Origin of the sequence: Serratia microhaemolytica, assembly GCF_004011885.1 — a bacterium.
Classification (GTDB): Bacteria; Pseudomonadota; Gammaproteobacteria; order Enterobacterales; family Enterobacteriaceae; genus Serratia_G; species Serratia_G microhaemolytica.
Genome location: NZ_SBEF01000004.1, coordinates 73,455 through 87,739, shown reverse-complemented (window position 1 = coordinate 87,739; position 14,285 = coordinate 73,455). Strand labels below are relative to the sequence as shown.

Below are 14,285 nucleotides of genomic sequence, written 5' to 3'. Positions count from 1 at the left end.
ATCTCCTGATCCTGTTACGGCATCTGTTTTAACCAGCCAAGCCCGGCCTCAGTGCCATTGGCTGGAATGTATTCACACCCGATCCATCCGCTGTAGCCCAACGCATCAATCCGCTTCAATAAAAATGGATAGTTAATTTCGCCGCTGCCTGGTTCGTGGCGCCCAGGGTTATCGGCTAACTGAACATGACCAATAATCGGTAAGTAGCGCTCAAAGGTCGTTGTCAGATCGCCTTCCATGATTTGCATATGGTAAATGTCGTATTGATAACCGAGGTTGCTCGCGCCAACTTCAGCGATAATCGCAGCGGCCTGCGGGCTGCGATTGACAAAAAAATCGGCAATGTCACGTGTGTTAATCGCTTCAAGCAGTAAATTGATCCCCTGTTCTGCCAATCTCTGTGCTGCAAACTTGAGATTGTCAACCAGGGTACGATGCGCTTGCTCCACACTGACGTTGTGCGGCTTTTTGCCTGCCAAGCAGTTAACCTGGCGGCACCCCAGCGCGTTGGCATAGACGATTGCGCTTTCCACACCACGACGGAACTCATCGACACGATCGGGCAGGCAAGCAATTCCCCGTTCACCCGCAAGCCAATTTCCAGCCGGTAGGTTGAATAGCACTTGCGTGAGTTGCTGTTTATCGAGCTGTTCAGCAATCTCTTGTGCTGAAAATTCATAGGGAAACAGATACTCAACGCCATCAAAACCCGCTTTTTTCGCCGCTGCAAAACGTGCCATAAACGGATACTCGTTGAATAACATACTTAAGTTGGCAGCAAATTTAGCCATGTTCGCTCCTGCTACAGGTTACAGATCGATGATCGGTTCGAATTCGGTTACCTTGTCAATATCCAGCCCCATTGCGATGTTGGTGACCCGTTCCGTGATCACTTCCACCACCACCGGGACACGATACTGATCGCGTAACTGTTTGGCCTGCTCCAGCGCGGGGCCAATCTGTTCTGGATCAAATACACGCAATGCTTTGCAGCCCAATCCCTCGACCACCTTAACGTGGTCGATGCCGTAACCATTCACTTCCGGCGCGTTGATATTTTCAAATGCCAGTTGTACGCAGTAATCAATATCAAATGCACGTTGTGCTTGGCGGATCAAACCAAGGTAAGCGTTGTTAATCAGGACATGGATGTACGGCAAATTGAATTGGGCACCTACCGCCAACTCTTCCACCAGAAACTGAAAATCATAGTCACCCGATATCGCCACCACCGGCGTGTCGCTATCCGCTTTAACTACCCCGAGCGCGGCCGGTAACGTCCAGCCCAGTGGCCCCGCTTGACAGGCGTTGATCCAGTGGCGTGGTTTGTAAACATGTAGGAACTGATTGGCTGCGATCTGTGCCAGCCCAATCGTGGCGACATAACGTGTCTGTTTACCAAATGCTTTATTCATTTCATGGTAGATGCGCTGCGGTTTAATTGGCGTACAGTCGAAGTCATCACGGCGCAGCATTGAGCGCTTGCGTTCCAGGCAGGCTGCCGACCACTGGCTGCGATCTTTCAGGCGACCAGCCGCTCGCATCTCCGATGCCACCTCCACTAAGCGTGTTAACGCCACTTTGGCATCAGAGACAATGCCAAGATCTGGGCTGAAAACACGCCCAATTTGGGTTGGTTCAATGTCGACATGGATGAACCGGCGTCCATTGGTATAGGTCTCTAGATTGCCAGTGTTGCGGTTAGCCCAACGGTTACCGATCCCGAATACAAAATCGGCGGCCAAGAAGTTAGCATTACCATAGCGGTGGTTCGCTTGGCAGCCCATACGTCCTGCCATCAGCGGATGATCATCTGGGATTGCGCCCCAACCGCGTAAGGTCTGGATCACTGGCACACCGGTAATTTCTGCCAGTTGTTGCAGTAATTCAGAGGCTTCAGCATTGATAATGCCACCACCGGCGATCAATACTGGCCGCTCTGCCTGGTTCATCATCTCCAAAGCGCGTGCTGCTTGCGCACGTGTCGCTTCTGGACGATGTGGTACCAGCGGTTGATACAGGTCAATATCAAATTCAATCTCTGTCATCTGCACATCAAATGGCAGATCAATCAACACCGGGCCTGGGCGGCCTGAGCGCATCTCAAAGAATGCTTTCTGGAAAGTTCCTGGCAGTTGCCCGGCTTCTCGGATGGTCACGGCCATTTTGGTGACTGGCTTGGCAATCGATTCAATATCAACCGACTGAAAATCCTCCTTGTACAATTTGCTCACTGGCGCTTGACCTGTTAGACACAAAATAGCAATTGAGTCGGCTGATGCCGCATACAGCCCAGTGATCATATCAGTTCCTGCTGGCCCTGAAGTGCCAATACAGACCCCGATATTGTCTGCTGCGGCACGCGAATAGCCGTCTGCCATGTGTGATGCTCCCTCGACATGGCGCGCAAGAATATGCTCAATCCCACCGATTTTTTTTAGTGCTGCATAGAGCGGGTTGATCGCCGCACCGGGGACACCAAATGCGACACTAATCCCCTCTTTTTTCATAATTTCGACTGCCGCTTCGATTGCTCTCATTGTTGCCATTTATTGCTCTCCAGCAGGTAATTCTCTCTTCCGCTTTAACGGCAAAAGAGGGATTACTTTGACTTAACGTTTAATTTAACGCTGATTATTCAAGATTTTTTAGTCACAGCAACTCGCTGAATCACTGTTCAAAATGAAACGATCAGCAAACTGCTGCCGTTCCGTTCTGAAACGCTGCTGTGTGCAGGAAAACAAAAATTTGATCTTGTCGTGCTATTGACGTTGTGTTTGGTAGCAGGATGTGGTGCCTGAACAGCCTAGTGTTGGCTCACTTGTCTACTCGACAATGCCAACCACAATACCGATTAGCTTTCGTGCGCAGATTGAATGACATTGGCATTCCGTTTAGCGTTAAATTGCGGCAGAATATCGGCTAATTACCGCCATTGATTGGATCTTTTCATTAGGAATCATGATGACCACAGAACAAATTGATTACGCCAGCTACATTGATCACACACTACTGGCAATGGATGCCACTGAAGAACAAATCAGTAAGCTATGCCAAGAAGCACAGCAGCAGCATTTTTACGCCGTCTGTGTTAATTCCGGCTATGTGCCACTGGTTGCCCATCTGTTAGAAGCCAGTGAGGTGAAAGTCTGCTCGGTGATTGGTTTTCCGTTAGGGGCTGGGTTGAGCGCTGCAAAAGCGTTTGAAGCCAAAGCAGCGATTGCTGCCGGCGCACAGGAAATTGATATGGTGATCAATGTCGGCTGGTTAAAGAGTGGCTTGATCGATGCTGTCACGGCTGACATTGCTGCCGTGCGTGAGGTGTGTGCCGCTATCCCGTTGAAAGTGATCCTGGAAACTTGCCTGCTGAGTGATGAGCAGATTGTTCAGGTTTGTGAAATCTGCCGCCAGCTAGATGTTGCTTTTGTAAAAACCTCTACCGGTTTTAGTCAAGGTGGTGCTCGTGCCGAACAGGTCAAACTGATGCGCGCTACGGTTGGCGACAAGATGGGAGTAAAAGCATCAGGTGGAGTGCGTGACCGCGCTACCGCAGAGCTGATGATCACTGCCGGTGCAACACGTATTGGTACCAGTTCTGGTGTCGCCATCGTCTCTGGCAGCAACAATAGCACCAGCAGTTACTGATCCGATGAGTCAGCAGTCATTTTGATCGCGCTGACTATGATTGGGTTGATGATACCAACTCCACTGCTGAAATCTGCTTGGCTGTGCGACAGCCTGTCAGGCAGATGTGCAGTCCATATTCCATCTGTCGGCCATATCGCGCTACTCACCGTGGTTCAAAGCGTAAATGAGTGCCACTGGCAGACAACCCGTTGTACTGGCTTATGTCATTTACTCTGCGTCCTTACCAACAACAGGCGGTTGATGCCACCCTCAACCACTTTCGCCAACATCGCACACCGGCGCTGATCGTTCTGCCTACTGGTGCAGGCAAAAGCCTGGTGATTGCTGAACTGGCGAAACGTGCCAAAGGGCGCGTGCTGGTGTTGGCTCATGTAAAAGAATTAGTGGCACAAAATCACAGTAAGTATTGTGCCTACTCATTAAACGCAGATATTTTTTCCGCTGGTCTGGCACAAAAGCAGCACAACAGCAAGGTCGTGTTTGGCAGTGTGCAGTCGGTTGCGCCTCATCTGGCGCAATTTGATCGCGCATTCTCGCTGTTGATTATTGATGAGTGCCATCGCATCAGCGATGACGATGAGAGCCAATACCGACAGATTATTCAGCAATTACAGAAAATTAATCCACAACTCTGTTTGCTGGGTTTAACAGCTACGCCGTATCGGCTAGGTAAAGGCTGGATCTATCAATATCACTACCACGGCATGGTGCGTGGCGATAGCACCGCACTGTTCCGTGACTGTATCTATGAACTGCCGCTGCGCTACATGATCAAGCATGGGTTTTTAGTGCCGCCCAAACGGCTCGATATGCCGATTGTTGAGTATGATTTTAGCCAGCTAAAAGTAGGGAGCAATGGTCTATTCAATAACCATGATCTTGATCAGCAGTTAAAAAAACAGGCACGCATAACACCACAAATTGTTAAGCAAATTGTTGCCTATGCCGCCAACCGTCATGGCGTGATGATCTTTGCCGCAACAGTGGAACATGCCAATGAAGTCTATTCTCTGCTTCCTGCCGGTTCCGCTGCGCTGATCACTGCGCAAAGCTCCAGCCGTGAGCGCGACCAGTTAATTAACGCCTTCAAACAGCAACAACTGCGCTATCTGGTTAATGTTGCGGTATTAACCACCGGGTTTGACGCGCCACATGTTGATCTGATCGCCATTTTGCGACCGACTGAATCAATTAGTCTCTATCAGCAGATTATTGGCCGTGGATTGCGCCTCTCTCCTGGCAAGACTGACTGCCTGATCCTCGACTATGCTGGCAACCCTCACGATCTGTTTATGCCCGAAGTTGGCGCGGCCAAACCAGCCAGTGACAGCGAACCAGTACAAGTGTTTTGCCCTAGCTGCGGCTTCGCCAATCTGTTCTGGGGCAAATGTGACCCACAAGGTGAAATCATTGAGCATTATGGCCGCCGCTGCCAAGGTTACCTAACCTCATCGCCAGAACATCGACCAAACGACCGTTCTGCACCTGCTGCCAAGCGAGTACAGTGTGACTTTCGTTTTCGCTTTAAGCACTGTCCTGAATGTGATGCTCAGAACGATATTGCGGCACGGCGCTGCCACCATTGCCAAGCGTTGCTGATCGACGCTGATGATATGTTGAAAGCAGCATTAAAACTGAAAGACGCGTTGGTGTTACGCTGTAGCGGTATGACGCTGCAAAGCGGTGACGATCCAGACAGGGATTGGTTAAAAATCACCTATTATGATGAAGATGGTACGGATGTCAGCGAGCGTTTCCGCCTGGATACTGCGGCACAACGGCACGCCTTCGAACAGCGCTTTCTGCATGTACACCAACGTGCGCCAGGTGTCCCTTTTCGCTGGCAGAATTCACAACAGATTGCTGCGCAGGCGCACCTGCTACGCCATCCTGACTTTGTTGTTGCTCGCAAGCAGGGGCAATTTTGGCAAGTACGTGAGAAAATTTTTGATTATCAAGGCCGCTTTCGTCGTGCCAATCAACTCTATTAAACGGTCACTCGACAGCTTTCGATTGCCCAAAGCGGCACTTTCCGTTAGAATGCCGTCCGCTTTGCTGCCAGTTTTTGCAGCGTAAAGCCAATTTATCGTGCCTGTTACTGGGTCGCCTGTAGCAGGATAGATTTCTTTTAAAGAGAAAAAACAATGTTCACTATCAACGTACAAGTACGTAAAGAGCAGGGTAAGGGTGCGAGCCGCCGCCTGCGTGCAGCCAACAAATTCCCTGCTATCGTTTACGGTGGTAAAGAAGCGGCTGTGGCTATCGAATTAGACCATGATGCAGTTAAAAACATGGAAGCTAAACCTGAGTTCTACAGCGAAGCGCTGACTCTGGTGATCGACGGTGAAGCAACGCAAGTGAAGGTTCAGGCAGTACAACGCCACCCCTTCAAACCTAAACTGGCTCATATCGACTTCGTGCGCGTCTAACCGCAAACTGGTCGCTTTTACTGTCAGACAAAAAACGCCGTTATTACGGCGTTTTTTGTTTTTTGGCACTATCGCCGGCATCACCATTCACATCAACCGATTTGCCTGTGCGATAAACACTTACCTGACAAACCTCACTGAGCAGGCCTCTGTTTTCAAGCAATTCATTTACCTGAGCAAAACGTGGTGGCTATGACTTGCTGTTATAGCGCTGGAGTTGATCACGCAGATTGGGCGGCGTGCCTTTAATGGTTAAAGTATCGCTGCTGGCATCCCAAAAAATGCGTTCACCAAGCAGTTGTGCATCAAAATTCACATTGACGCCACCACCACTGCCGGCAAATTTGGTTAGCTGGCGCAGCGTAGCGCGATCCGCCGGGAAGCTCTGTTCCAGTTGATAACCCTGCTCACTGGAAAACTGTTGAAAGTCTTTGTCACCAACAGTTGTAAGTTGTTGTGATAAAACAGGCAACTCAATCTCTTCACCAGCCTGCAACTGTTCATGGCAATAACTGTAAACCTGTTGACGCACAGCGTGACGCTCATTGTTGTCCAGTTGTACTTCCGCACAATAATCATCGACTGCCTGTAGCAAGCCCCGATTCTGTGCCTTAGCATCCAGTCCCTCCGTCGCAGCCAGAAAGTCCATGAAGAAATCAGACACTTTCCGCCCTACCCGCCCCTTCAGAAAAGTGAGATAACGCTTCGATGCTGGATTTGTCTCCCATTCGGTCAGATCAATACGTGCAACAATATCAGCATGATTGATGTCCAGATGATGAGTACTGCGGATATCCAACTGCTCGCTAACATGCATACTGTTGCGGTTGCTAAGCACCGCGATCAGCAGGTACTCAACAGCCAGATAGCGATAGTGGCCAAACAGCACTACACCACCTTCAGCAAACGGATATTTTGCCAGTTCATCACGTAGCCGCCCAGTCGCTGCGCGGCTGAAAGCTAAAAACGTCTCATCACCGTTGCGGCAACGTTGCAGTGCATCCGCCAGTTCACTCTCTGGGTTAAACAAGCCATAGGCTTTCGTTTTGGCACTGTAGACCCGATGTAGCTCTGCCATCATCTCCTCTACTGCCGTATCGGTGGGCAACAGTGAATCACGCAGTACTACCTCAAGTGTCTGTTCGTCTCGTTTTATTAATTGGTGCAGAACAATTTGCTCAATATCCAAACTCATAATCACCGCTATAAACACATCCCGCTTGCAAAAACATGCACTGCTTGTCCGCCGACAACCAATCACACACTTGCCTTTGCAACCTTTCTGCGCTCACCCTCTTGCCCAAAATGTTTTTGTTTACCCACTACCTGCTAGCCCCTACCGCTCACGCATCTAGGGCATCACTCGAGGGGTGCTTAACCGCTCACTATCCTATTGGTTATCAATATCAACCCAATTTTAGTTTTCAGTGCTGTAACTTACCCGATTAAAAGAGCAGAAAATCACGCGATTATGGGGTAAGATACGGCACTTTATCAGACTTGATGCACAATTTTTATGCCACAATCATCCCGTTATAGTGACGAACAAATTGAACAATTGCTCGCTAAATTAGTCAATGTATTAGAAGAGCAGCAGACACCTGTCGATCTCTCGCTGATGTTACTTGGCAATCTGGTCACCAACTTGATCAATACCAGCATTGCTCCAGCACAGCGCAAGTATCTGGCAAAATCGTTTGCCGATGCACTACAGGCTTCCATCAATGAAGATAAGGCACATTAGATAATTCGCTATGGTAACAAACGCGCAAAATTATCGTGAGAAAGTCTCCCAAATGATCAGTTGGGGGCATTGGTTCGCGCTATTTAACATCCTGCTTAGCATTGCGTTAGCGAGTCGCTATCTGTTGGTTAGTGACTGGCCAGGTTCTCTGCTCGGTCGGATCTATGCGTTTGTCAGCCTGATAGGCCATTTTAGCTTCATTGTTTTTGCTGGTTATTTGCTGATTATCTTCCCGCTTACCTTTGTTGTGATGCGGCAACAGCTACTGCGTGTGCTTTCTGCATTGTTAGCCACCGCAGGTTTGACGCTGTTGCTGATCGACAGTGAAGTATTCAGCCTGTTTCACCTGCACCTTAACCCAATGGTGTGGGAACTGTTGATCAACCCTGAACAGAGTGAGCGAATACGTCAGCTCCAACTCATGTTTATTGTGGCACCGCTGATCTTCCTTGTAGAAATGCTGTTTGCCACCTGGAGTTGGCAAAAGCTACGCAGTCTGAATCGCCGTAAATTCGCTAAGCCGTTGGCGGTGCTATTTATCTGCTGTTTTGTTACCTCTCACTTACTTTACCTGTGGGCTGATGCTAATTTTTATCGCCCGATCACGATGCAGCGCGCCAATCTACCGCTCTCTTACCCGATGACTGCGCGTAAATTTCTGGAAAAATATGGTTTGCTTGATGCTCAAGAGTATCAGCGTCGATTAATGCAACAAGGTGATCCGGCAGCAACGTCAATTGAATACCCACTTAGCAAACTCACCTACGTGGATAAGGGCAGCGGTTACAACCTATTGATGGTGGTTGTTCGTGGCATCAACCCTGATGATATCGCAAAAAATATGCCGGTATTGCACCAGTTTGCCCAAGATAATATCCGTTTTGATGCCCACTACAGTGCCGGGTTAATCAGCCTATTTTACGGTATTTCACCTACCTATCTGGATAGCGTGCTAGCTGGGCGTAAATCCTCAGCACTCATTAATGCACTGAGTGATCAAGGCTACCAGTTCGGGTTGTTCTCCTCTGATGGCTTCAAAGCAACACTCTATCGCCAAGCGTTGCTTGCCGATTTTTCGTTACCCAAAGAGTCACTGGTGCAGAGTGATGCTGATACTACGCGCCAATGGCAGAACTGGTTGGCACTACAGCATCATGAAAGCCCGTGGTTTTCTTACCTCTATCTCACCGGTAATAACGCACCAAAGGCGAAAGCCAAGCAGGGTGTCGATGCGCAACTCGCTCAAATACTGGCGACACTGCAACAGCAGCAACTGCTGGAAAAAACTGTGGTGGTGATCACCGCTGAACATGATCTGAGCACTGCCAATGATAAAGAGAAAGGGCGTGATGGATTTCACCGTTATCAATCGCGCGTACCACTGGTGATCCACTGGCCAGGTACACCCGCACAAAGCATCAACAAACTCACTAGCCACCCTGACGTTATGCGCACGCTGATGCAACGTCTTTTGCACGTTAAGACCAGCGCTAGCGACTACTCACAGGGAGAAGATCTGTTCGCCGCACAACGCAGAAACAATTGGATTGTCAGTGGTAATGATCATCAACTGGTGATCACTACCCCAACACAGACATTAGTGCTTGATAGCAGTGGCAAGTACTCTGTCTATGATCACAATGGTGAGGAGTTATTGGAGCAAAAACCGCAATTAACACTGCTGTTGCAAGTTTTGACTGATATTAAGCGCTTCATCGCTAATTAACTGCTTAGATGTAAGGCAATCAGATAACTCAGCGCTTGAATTCTCTGTCGAACAAGGTATTATGTCGCCACTGCGTCGGCATGTAGCGCAGCCTGGTAGCGCACCGTCATGGGGTGTCGGGGGTCGGAGGTTCAAATCCTCTCATGCCGACCAACTTTTTATAGAAAAACCAACCTGTTACGGTTGGTTTTTTTGTTTACATGGTTTTAACATGGTAAAAAAATGGTAAAACTATGGTAAAACTCCCGACGAAAATAGCGCGAGCCACCTACTCATAGCGATCCAGTTCGCGTTGTATATTTTCCCGAAACGGCTTCGAGAATAAGGCATCAAATGATGAGCCCAACGTGACAAGCAGTTCCTCAGCTTCACGCATTGGAAGTACTTGCTGTCCATTTAATAACCGTTTTATCTTCTCGTAACTCATTCCAGATTGTTTTGCCAACCAAGCCTTGGTTAGCCTTTTCTCTTGTAAAAGCCTGTTGATTTCGTCCAGCACTCGTACATCTGCTGTTTTTTCTGGTGTCATAAGAAAAAAAGTAAAAAAAAGTAAAAAAAATTTTGGGCAAAAAATGCCCCGCTCGTCCTCTATTTTTGTCTGTTTTCACTAACCAATGGTCGAATTCAGACCTATACCTTCGGATAGTTAATCTGATCAAAAAATCACTGTGATCCAGATCACAGTTAAATGGAAATTAACACACTATATTCGGATCATTGAGATTTAAAGAGGACTTAAAAGGAATGATTAACTATTTTTATGTCAATTAAAATGATTTAATTCTTTCAATTTATTAATGCCATTAAGTATCAATTTGTTATTTTTTGCCATGTTTGGGGGCAACGATGGGAGGAGGCGTAATGGTTTCTGAAAAGATACAAGTTATTAATGAAAATGTTAACGGTGAATCTCACTTGCGAGTTGAGTGTGAACGACAAATGCGTAACTATCATGCTGCTAAGGTTCACACTATCACACTCACTGATGAAGAACTGTGCAACCTATGCTGGCTCTGGAACGCAGCTGAATATATGCGGCAACAGATTGCTGCCGCACATCCAGCACTGGAGTTACTGCAATCAAAGTTAGCCGGATCATATTGGTCAATGGGCTTTGAGTATCAACATACGTTAGACAAAACAAAGCAGATTTTGGCGCGTGAAACGCAAGCAATCACCCCACACCCGGATGATGATAGTGATGCGAATTGGCGTAGCGTGTTGACGCGTTTAAGAGGCTGACAATCAACTAATAAAACCCGCCATGGCGGGTTTACTTCTCTGGTACCTCCGGCCACTCAATGTCAGGAGCTGTTGCGACATCAACAGCCTGTAGCGCTTTGATATAACGCAACCAAGCGATGAGTTGTGCTTTATCCGCATCACTGATCACCCCTAGCTGCATTTCGCTTTGCCATAGGCTGATGGTGGCGCGTGCCGTGGCCAGTAGCTCACTCTGCTGCTGTTTGGCGGCGGCCAGTTGTGCCGCGTGCTGCTGCTCCAGTGAAGTGACCCATTGGCCATCTTGCCACTGGTCAAAGGGTGTAGCCGGTGCCAGTAAGGTGGTGTCTGGTGGGTAGTCGCCCAAGGCAGTGATGGTCAGCGCTTCGCCGTTGGCAGTATGGTAGACCGTTTCGCCCCGGTGGTCGGCAACGCTCTGCCAGCCGCTATTGTCTGCCGTGCGCACTACCGCTTGCCCGGCTTCAGGCTGGGGGGGGGCATCCAGGTAGCTGTATGCCGGTAAGCCCACTCCCTGTTCCAGGTACTCTTCTGAAGGCGCTAGGTATTCACGCTGTTGCGGTTCGATGTTGTAGACCGTCAGCCAACCAGCAACCGTTGCCAAACCGTTGTTATCCAGTTGTGTACGTGGTTGATTCATTAGGCTGCTCTCACGATGTAGTTAAAGGCGATATTGCGGGGGCGGTTTTCACTAGCGGTCGGTACAACTTTTGACGCGTCAAACCCGATCGCACCAGGATATAAATATGGCGGATTACTTATTGTCGGCAGCCCCCTGACATCCAGCCATGCGCTGGATTGATGTCCGCTGGGAATAAAAGCCCCTGCGAAGCTCCCCACGTGCTCAAGCAGCGTCAATAAACCTGAGTTTACGAGTCGACACTCACCCGTTATATTTCGTATTGCATCCCCTTGCCAACTCAACAGCCCCCGACCTTTATCCACTCCGCGTGCATCATCCCAGCCGCGAATAAATTCACCACGCAGATCCGGCAGTTTGCCACTGGGGTAGGCGGCGGCCAGTAGTGGGTATTTGGCTTTGTCGAAGCTGGCGCCGTTGCATTTTAGCCAGCCACTGGGCGGTGTGGCTTGTGGCCAAGGCTGCGGGATGCCCACTGGTACAGCTACTGTTTTCACTGCTTTCGGCGTCGCCGCCATCGTCTCATCATCACTGTCTGTAGCGCTGCTTAGCTTTGTGATGCCTGCTGTTGTTTTTGATGCAATCGGCACTTCTGCACCTACAATTTTCTTGATGGCAGTAAAAAGCTGCGTGTTATTGCCTTTTTCGAGTGATAACCCCGCACCCTCGACAACCCCCGCCAGTTCTTCTTGGTGGGCATCAAAATAATCATCATCAACTTGCGTTGCCTGAACCCCGGTCTGGGGGTTTCCTCGGGTAAAGCCGTTCTTTCCCGCCCCAAACTTATCTTTTTGGGCGGTTGGTGTATCAATTCTGTGCATAGTTACTCCGCTGGGTATTGGAAAATTACATAGGTATGTGAGGGGCAAAGTTTGTTGATTACGCACTCTGCAACTGTATCCCCCCATGTACGCAGGCTTTCAGTACAAGATGAGAGACAGGTCATGTTCGTAATCTGTGTGGCATTTGGCATATTGACCCGCCACCAGAAGCGCCATTCTTCTGAATAAAGCGAGTCAATACAGGTAGAGGTACAGCGGAAAACATCATCAGTGAACTGTGTGATAGTGGCACCGGTATAACCTAGCGCTTCAAGTTGTGCCTGATAAAAATTTTTGCTGATACCTCCGCCTAAGTTTATTTTTGCATCCAACCGCTGTTGCCGTTGTGATGTCGTTTGTAATCCCGCTGGGGTGCAAGAGTCCGGCAGGCCAGTAATGTGTTCGTAGCGGTCTAACAACTCAACAGCGGTGCGAGGATCGGTTTCATTGGTGAGGTCATTACCGCGTTGGTGTATACGCAGTAATGCCGGTGCAAAACCGACCACCAGCGGATCACACCCTTCCCACGCGGGGCCTCTTGGCAGCAGGTTTTTGAGCAAACCTTCATAATCCTTTAACTCCATAGCACCTTCCCGACGATAGGCAGCTCCGTCGCACCCAATTCAATATCGCTAACAGGGGTAAAGAGGGTGTGGTTGTGCTCGCCAGTGGCAATGCTGATCGCTTCCGATATACGTGATAACGCCAACGTGCCGCCAGGCACACCATCACGCATAAACATCGCCTGCAATTCTGCCAGCACGGCATAACGCACTGCTGGGGTATCCGGCATCACTTTAATGCGAAAGGGGATGACTTTAGGGAGCGGCGCAAAAGTATATAAACTTGCCCCAGCCACAGGAGCCAGTGGCAAAATATGCTGCCGTGTAGCTTCTACCACAGCGTCGTCGGGTATCGGGTTTTCAGGGTTGCTATTGGCGACCATTACGCCGACGGTTCCGGTGCCCATCCAGTGCCGGTATGTCCATGCGCGGGTTACGCCTGGCACTTCTTTTGCCCACACGATGTAATCACCATCAGCACCACCCTGTGGGGTGTAGTACCAGCGTTCGATGATCCGTGCTCGCCACTCTTCGAGCGGTTCAATATCCGCGCCACCTTCGATGCCATCCGCCAAGGCTGCCGAGGGCAAGCCTTTAATTGGTTGCGCTAGTATCATGCTGATAGCATCATCAGTATTACCAAGGCTGCCAGGCGCTGAACACACCACGGGCGCACGCAGTACCCCCGCAATCGATGTCGCTGGTGCTGTAGTCACATATTCCAGTAAATCATCACGCTGGAAAATTGCACCTTCAGGCACAGTGATCCCATCACTCACCCCCTCCCAACGGACAAAACCGGATGCTGTAGCATCGCCTTTCCTGTGGCAGCGCTTCATGTTGCCATGCCGCACTAGCCACTCTTCATCACACAAATCTGGCAGCAGATTACGCGCCAAATAGTCAATATAGCCGTATAGCGTATGCACTGCCCCTGACAGCACGCGGCTGTACACCTCGGCATCAGTACGGCGTAACACATCATCCGCTTGCAACCGTGCATGTAAATCGGTGCGGATCTGGGTGATTAACTGCGGCAGCGTGGGGCGATTAAAACCGCTATTCATTGAGTACACTCCACATGTCATCAAATTTAATTACGTGATTGGTTCCGTCGTGGCGGTATAACCTGATCTCTGCTGTGAGGGTTTCATTATTGAGCCGCGTGATATCTACGGTGACTCGTGATATCACGCCATCCTCTTTCATCCATGCTAGGGCTTGCAGGATATAACCCCGCGCCAGTTCCCCTGTTTTGCTGGTGAGCTTTTCACGCCGTAGCAGGTAGAGCCGTGAGCCAATGCGGTCATTCTGTACCGTGGGGTAAGTGTCACCCCACCAGCCCATCGAGTGATCGGCATTATCATCAGGTTCAGCCCTGCGCCAGGTGAAGAGTGATATCACAACGGAGCGTGTTAGCAGATCGCTCGGTGCATGTACCGAGCGGCGCTGCCCATTAACTACGAGGATCATGG

15 protein-coding genes and 1 tRNA gene are annotated in these 14,285 nt (G+C 49.5%); 7 read left to right on the top strand and 9 right to left on the bottom strand.

Annotated features, from left to right (window positions below; translation table 11 throughout):
• Positions 1 to 14 precede the first annotated feature (14 nt).
• Entirely contained in the window at positions 15 to 791 is a 777-nt protein-coding gene (gene hyi / locus EOJ37_RS04220) for a hydroxypyruvate isomerase (protein WP_127958142.1), read from the bottom strand.
• 18 nt (positions 792 to 809) lie between these two features.
• Positions 810 to 2,549: a glyoxylate carboligase gene (gene gcl / locus EOJ37_RS04215; protein WP_127958140.1), complete on the bottom strand. Its 1,740-nt coding sequence runs from the start codon at positions 2,547 to 2,549 to the stop codon at positions 810 to 812.
• A 415-nt stretch (positions 2,550 to 2,964) separates the two neighbouring features.
• On the opposite strand from gcl, the gene deoC reads away from it, so the two are divergent.
• The 3 genes from deoC (at position 2,965) to rplY (ending at position 6,077) form a co-directional block, all read left to right on the top strand.
• Positions 2,965 to 3,645 carry a deoxyribose-phosphate aldolase gene (deoC, locus tag EOJ37_RS04210; protein WP_127958138.1) on the top strand — a complete coding sequence of 227 codons (681 nt, stop codon included), beginning with the start codon at positions 2,965 to 2,967 and terminating at the stop codon, positions 3,643 to 3,645.
• Between the two features lie 203 nt (positions 3,646 to 3,848).
• Positions 3,849 to 5,639, top strand: coding sequence for a DNA repair helicase RadD (gene radD, locus EOJ37_RS04205; RefSeq protein ID WP_127958136.1), 1,791 nt, complete (start codon positions 3,849 to 3,851; stop codon positions 5,637 to 5,639).
• Between the two features lie 153 nt (positions 5,640 to 5,792).
• Positions 5,793 to 6,077 (top strand): 50S ribosomal protein L25, encoded by a 285-nt coding sequence (gene rplY / locus EOJ37_RS04200; RefSeq protein ID WP_127958134.1) that lies wholly within the window; start codon positions 5,793 to 5,795, stop codon positions 6,075 to 6,077.
• A gap of 190 nt (positions 6,078 to 6,267) precedes the next feature.
• Here the strand turns inward: rplY and yejK are convergent, their stop codons facing one another.
• Positions 6,268 to 7,272, bottom strand: a complete 1,005-nt coding sequence (yejK, locus tag EOJ37_RS04195) for a nucleoid-associated protein YejK (RefSeq protein ID WP_127958132.1) — start codon at positions 7,270 to 7,272, stop codon at positions 6,268 to 6,270.
• A 321-nt stretch (positions 7,273 to 7,593) separates the two neighbouring features.
• Between yejK and EOJ37_RS04190 the strand changes: the two genes are divergently transcribed.
• From EOJ37_RS04190 to EOJ37_RS04180, 3 genes are all read left to right on the top strand, one after another.
• Complete coding sequence (locus EOJ37_RS04190) at positions 7,594 to 7,821, top strand: YejL family protein (RefSeq protein WP_127958130.1); 228 nt, start codon at positions 7,594 to 7,596, stop codon at positions 7,819 to 7,821.
• Between the two features lie 10 nt (positions 7,822 to 7,831).
• Positions 7,832 to 9,547: an LPS biosynthesis-modulating metalloenzyme YejM gene (gene yejM, locus EOJ37_RS04185; RefSeq protein ID WP_127958128.1), complete on the top strand. Its 1,716-nt coding sequence runs from the start codon at positions 7,832 to 7,834 to the stop codon at positions 9,545 to 9,547.
• 76 nt (positions 9,548 to 9,623) lie between these two features.
• Positions 9,624 to 9,700: transfer RNA gene (locus EOJ37_RS04180), tRNA-Pro, on the top strand.
• 115 nt (positions 9,701 to 9,815) lie between these two features.
• Here the strand turns inward: EOJ37_RS04180 and EOJ37_RS04175 are convergent.
• Positions 9,816 to 10,076 (bottom strand): helix-turn-helix domain-containing protein, encoded by a 261-nt coding sequence (locus EOJ37_RS04175; protein WP_127958126.1) that lies wholly within the window; start codon positions 10,074 to 10,076, stop codon positions 9,816 to 9,818.
• 332 nt (positions 10,077 to 10,408) lie between these two features.
• On the opposite strand from EOJ37_RS04175, the gene EOJ37_RS04170 reads away from it, so the two are divergent.
• Entirely contained in the window at positions 10,409 to 10,789 is a 381-nt protein-coding gene (locus EOJ37_RS04170; RefSeq protein ID WP_162473652.1) for a P22AR C-terminal domain-containing protein, read from the top strand.
• A 31-nt stretch (positions 10,790 to 10,820) separates the two neighbouring features.
• Here EOJ37_RS04170 and EOJ37_RS04165 read toward each other — a convergent pair whose 3' ends face one another.
• From EOJ37_RS04165 to EOJ37_RS04145, 5 genes are read right to left on the bottom strand one after another with little or no spacing between them, the layout of a single operon-like run.
• On the bottom strand, positions 10,821 to 11,426 hold the full coding sequence (locus EOJ37_RS04165; protein ID WP_127958122.1) for a tail fiber assembly protein: 606 nt from the start codon (positions 11,424 to 11,426) through the stop codon (positions 10,821 to 10,823).
• Positions 11,426 to 12,247 carry a phage tail protein gene (locus tag EOJ37_RS04160; protein WP_127958120.1) on the bottom strand — a complete coding sequence of 274 codons (822 nt, stop codon included), beginning with the start codon at positions 12,245 to 12,247 and terminating at the stop codon, positions 11,426 to 11,428. Before EOJ37_RS04160 ends, EOJ37_RS04165 begins: the two co-directional genes overlap by 1 nt.
• Before the next feature lie 2 nt (positions 12,248 to 12,249).
• Positions 12,250 to 12,831, bottom strand: a complete 582-nt coding sequence (locus EOJ37_RS04155; RefSeq protein WP_127958118.1) for a YmfQ family protein — start codon at positions 12,829 to 12,831, stop codon at positions 12,250 to 12,252.
• Complete coding sequence (locus tag EOJ37_RS04150; protein ID WP_127958116.1) at positions 12,822 to 13,877, bottom strand: baseplate J/gp47 family protein; 1,056 nt, start codon at positions 13,875 to 13,877, stop codon at positions 12,822 to 12,824. The genes EOJ37_RS04155 and EOJ37_RS04150 overlap by 10 nt, the downstream gene beginning before the upstream one ends.
• On the bottom strand, positions 13,870 to 14,283 hold the full coding sequence (locus EOJ37_RS04145; RefSeq protein WP_127958114.1) for a phage GP46 family protein: 414 nt from the start codon (positions 14,281 to 14,283) through the stop codon (positions 13,870 to 13,872). Before EOJ37_RS04145 ends, EOJ37_RS04150 begins: the two co-directional genes overlap by 8 nt.
• Positions 14,284 to 14,285 lie beyond the last annotated feature (2 nt).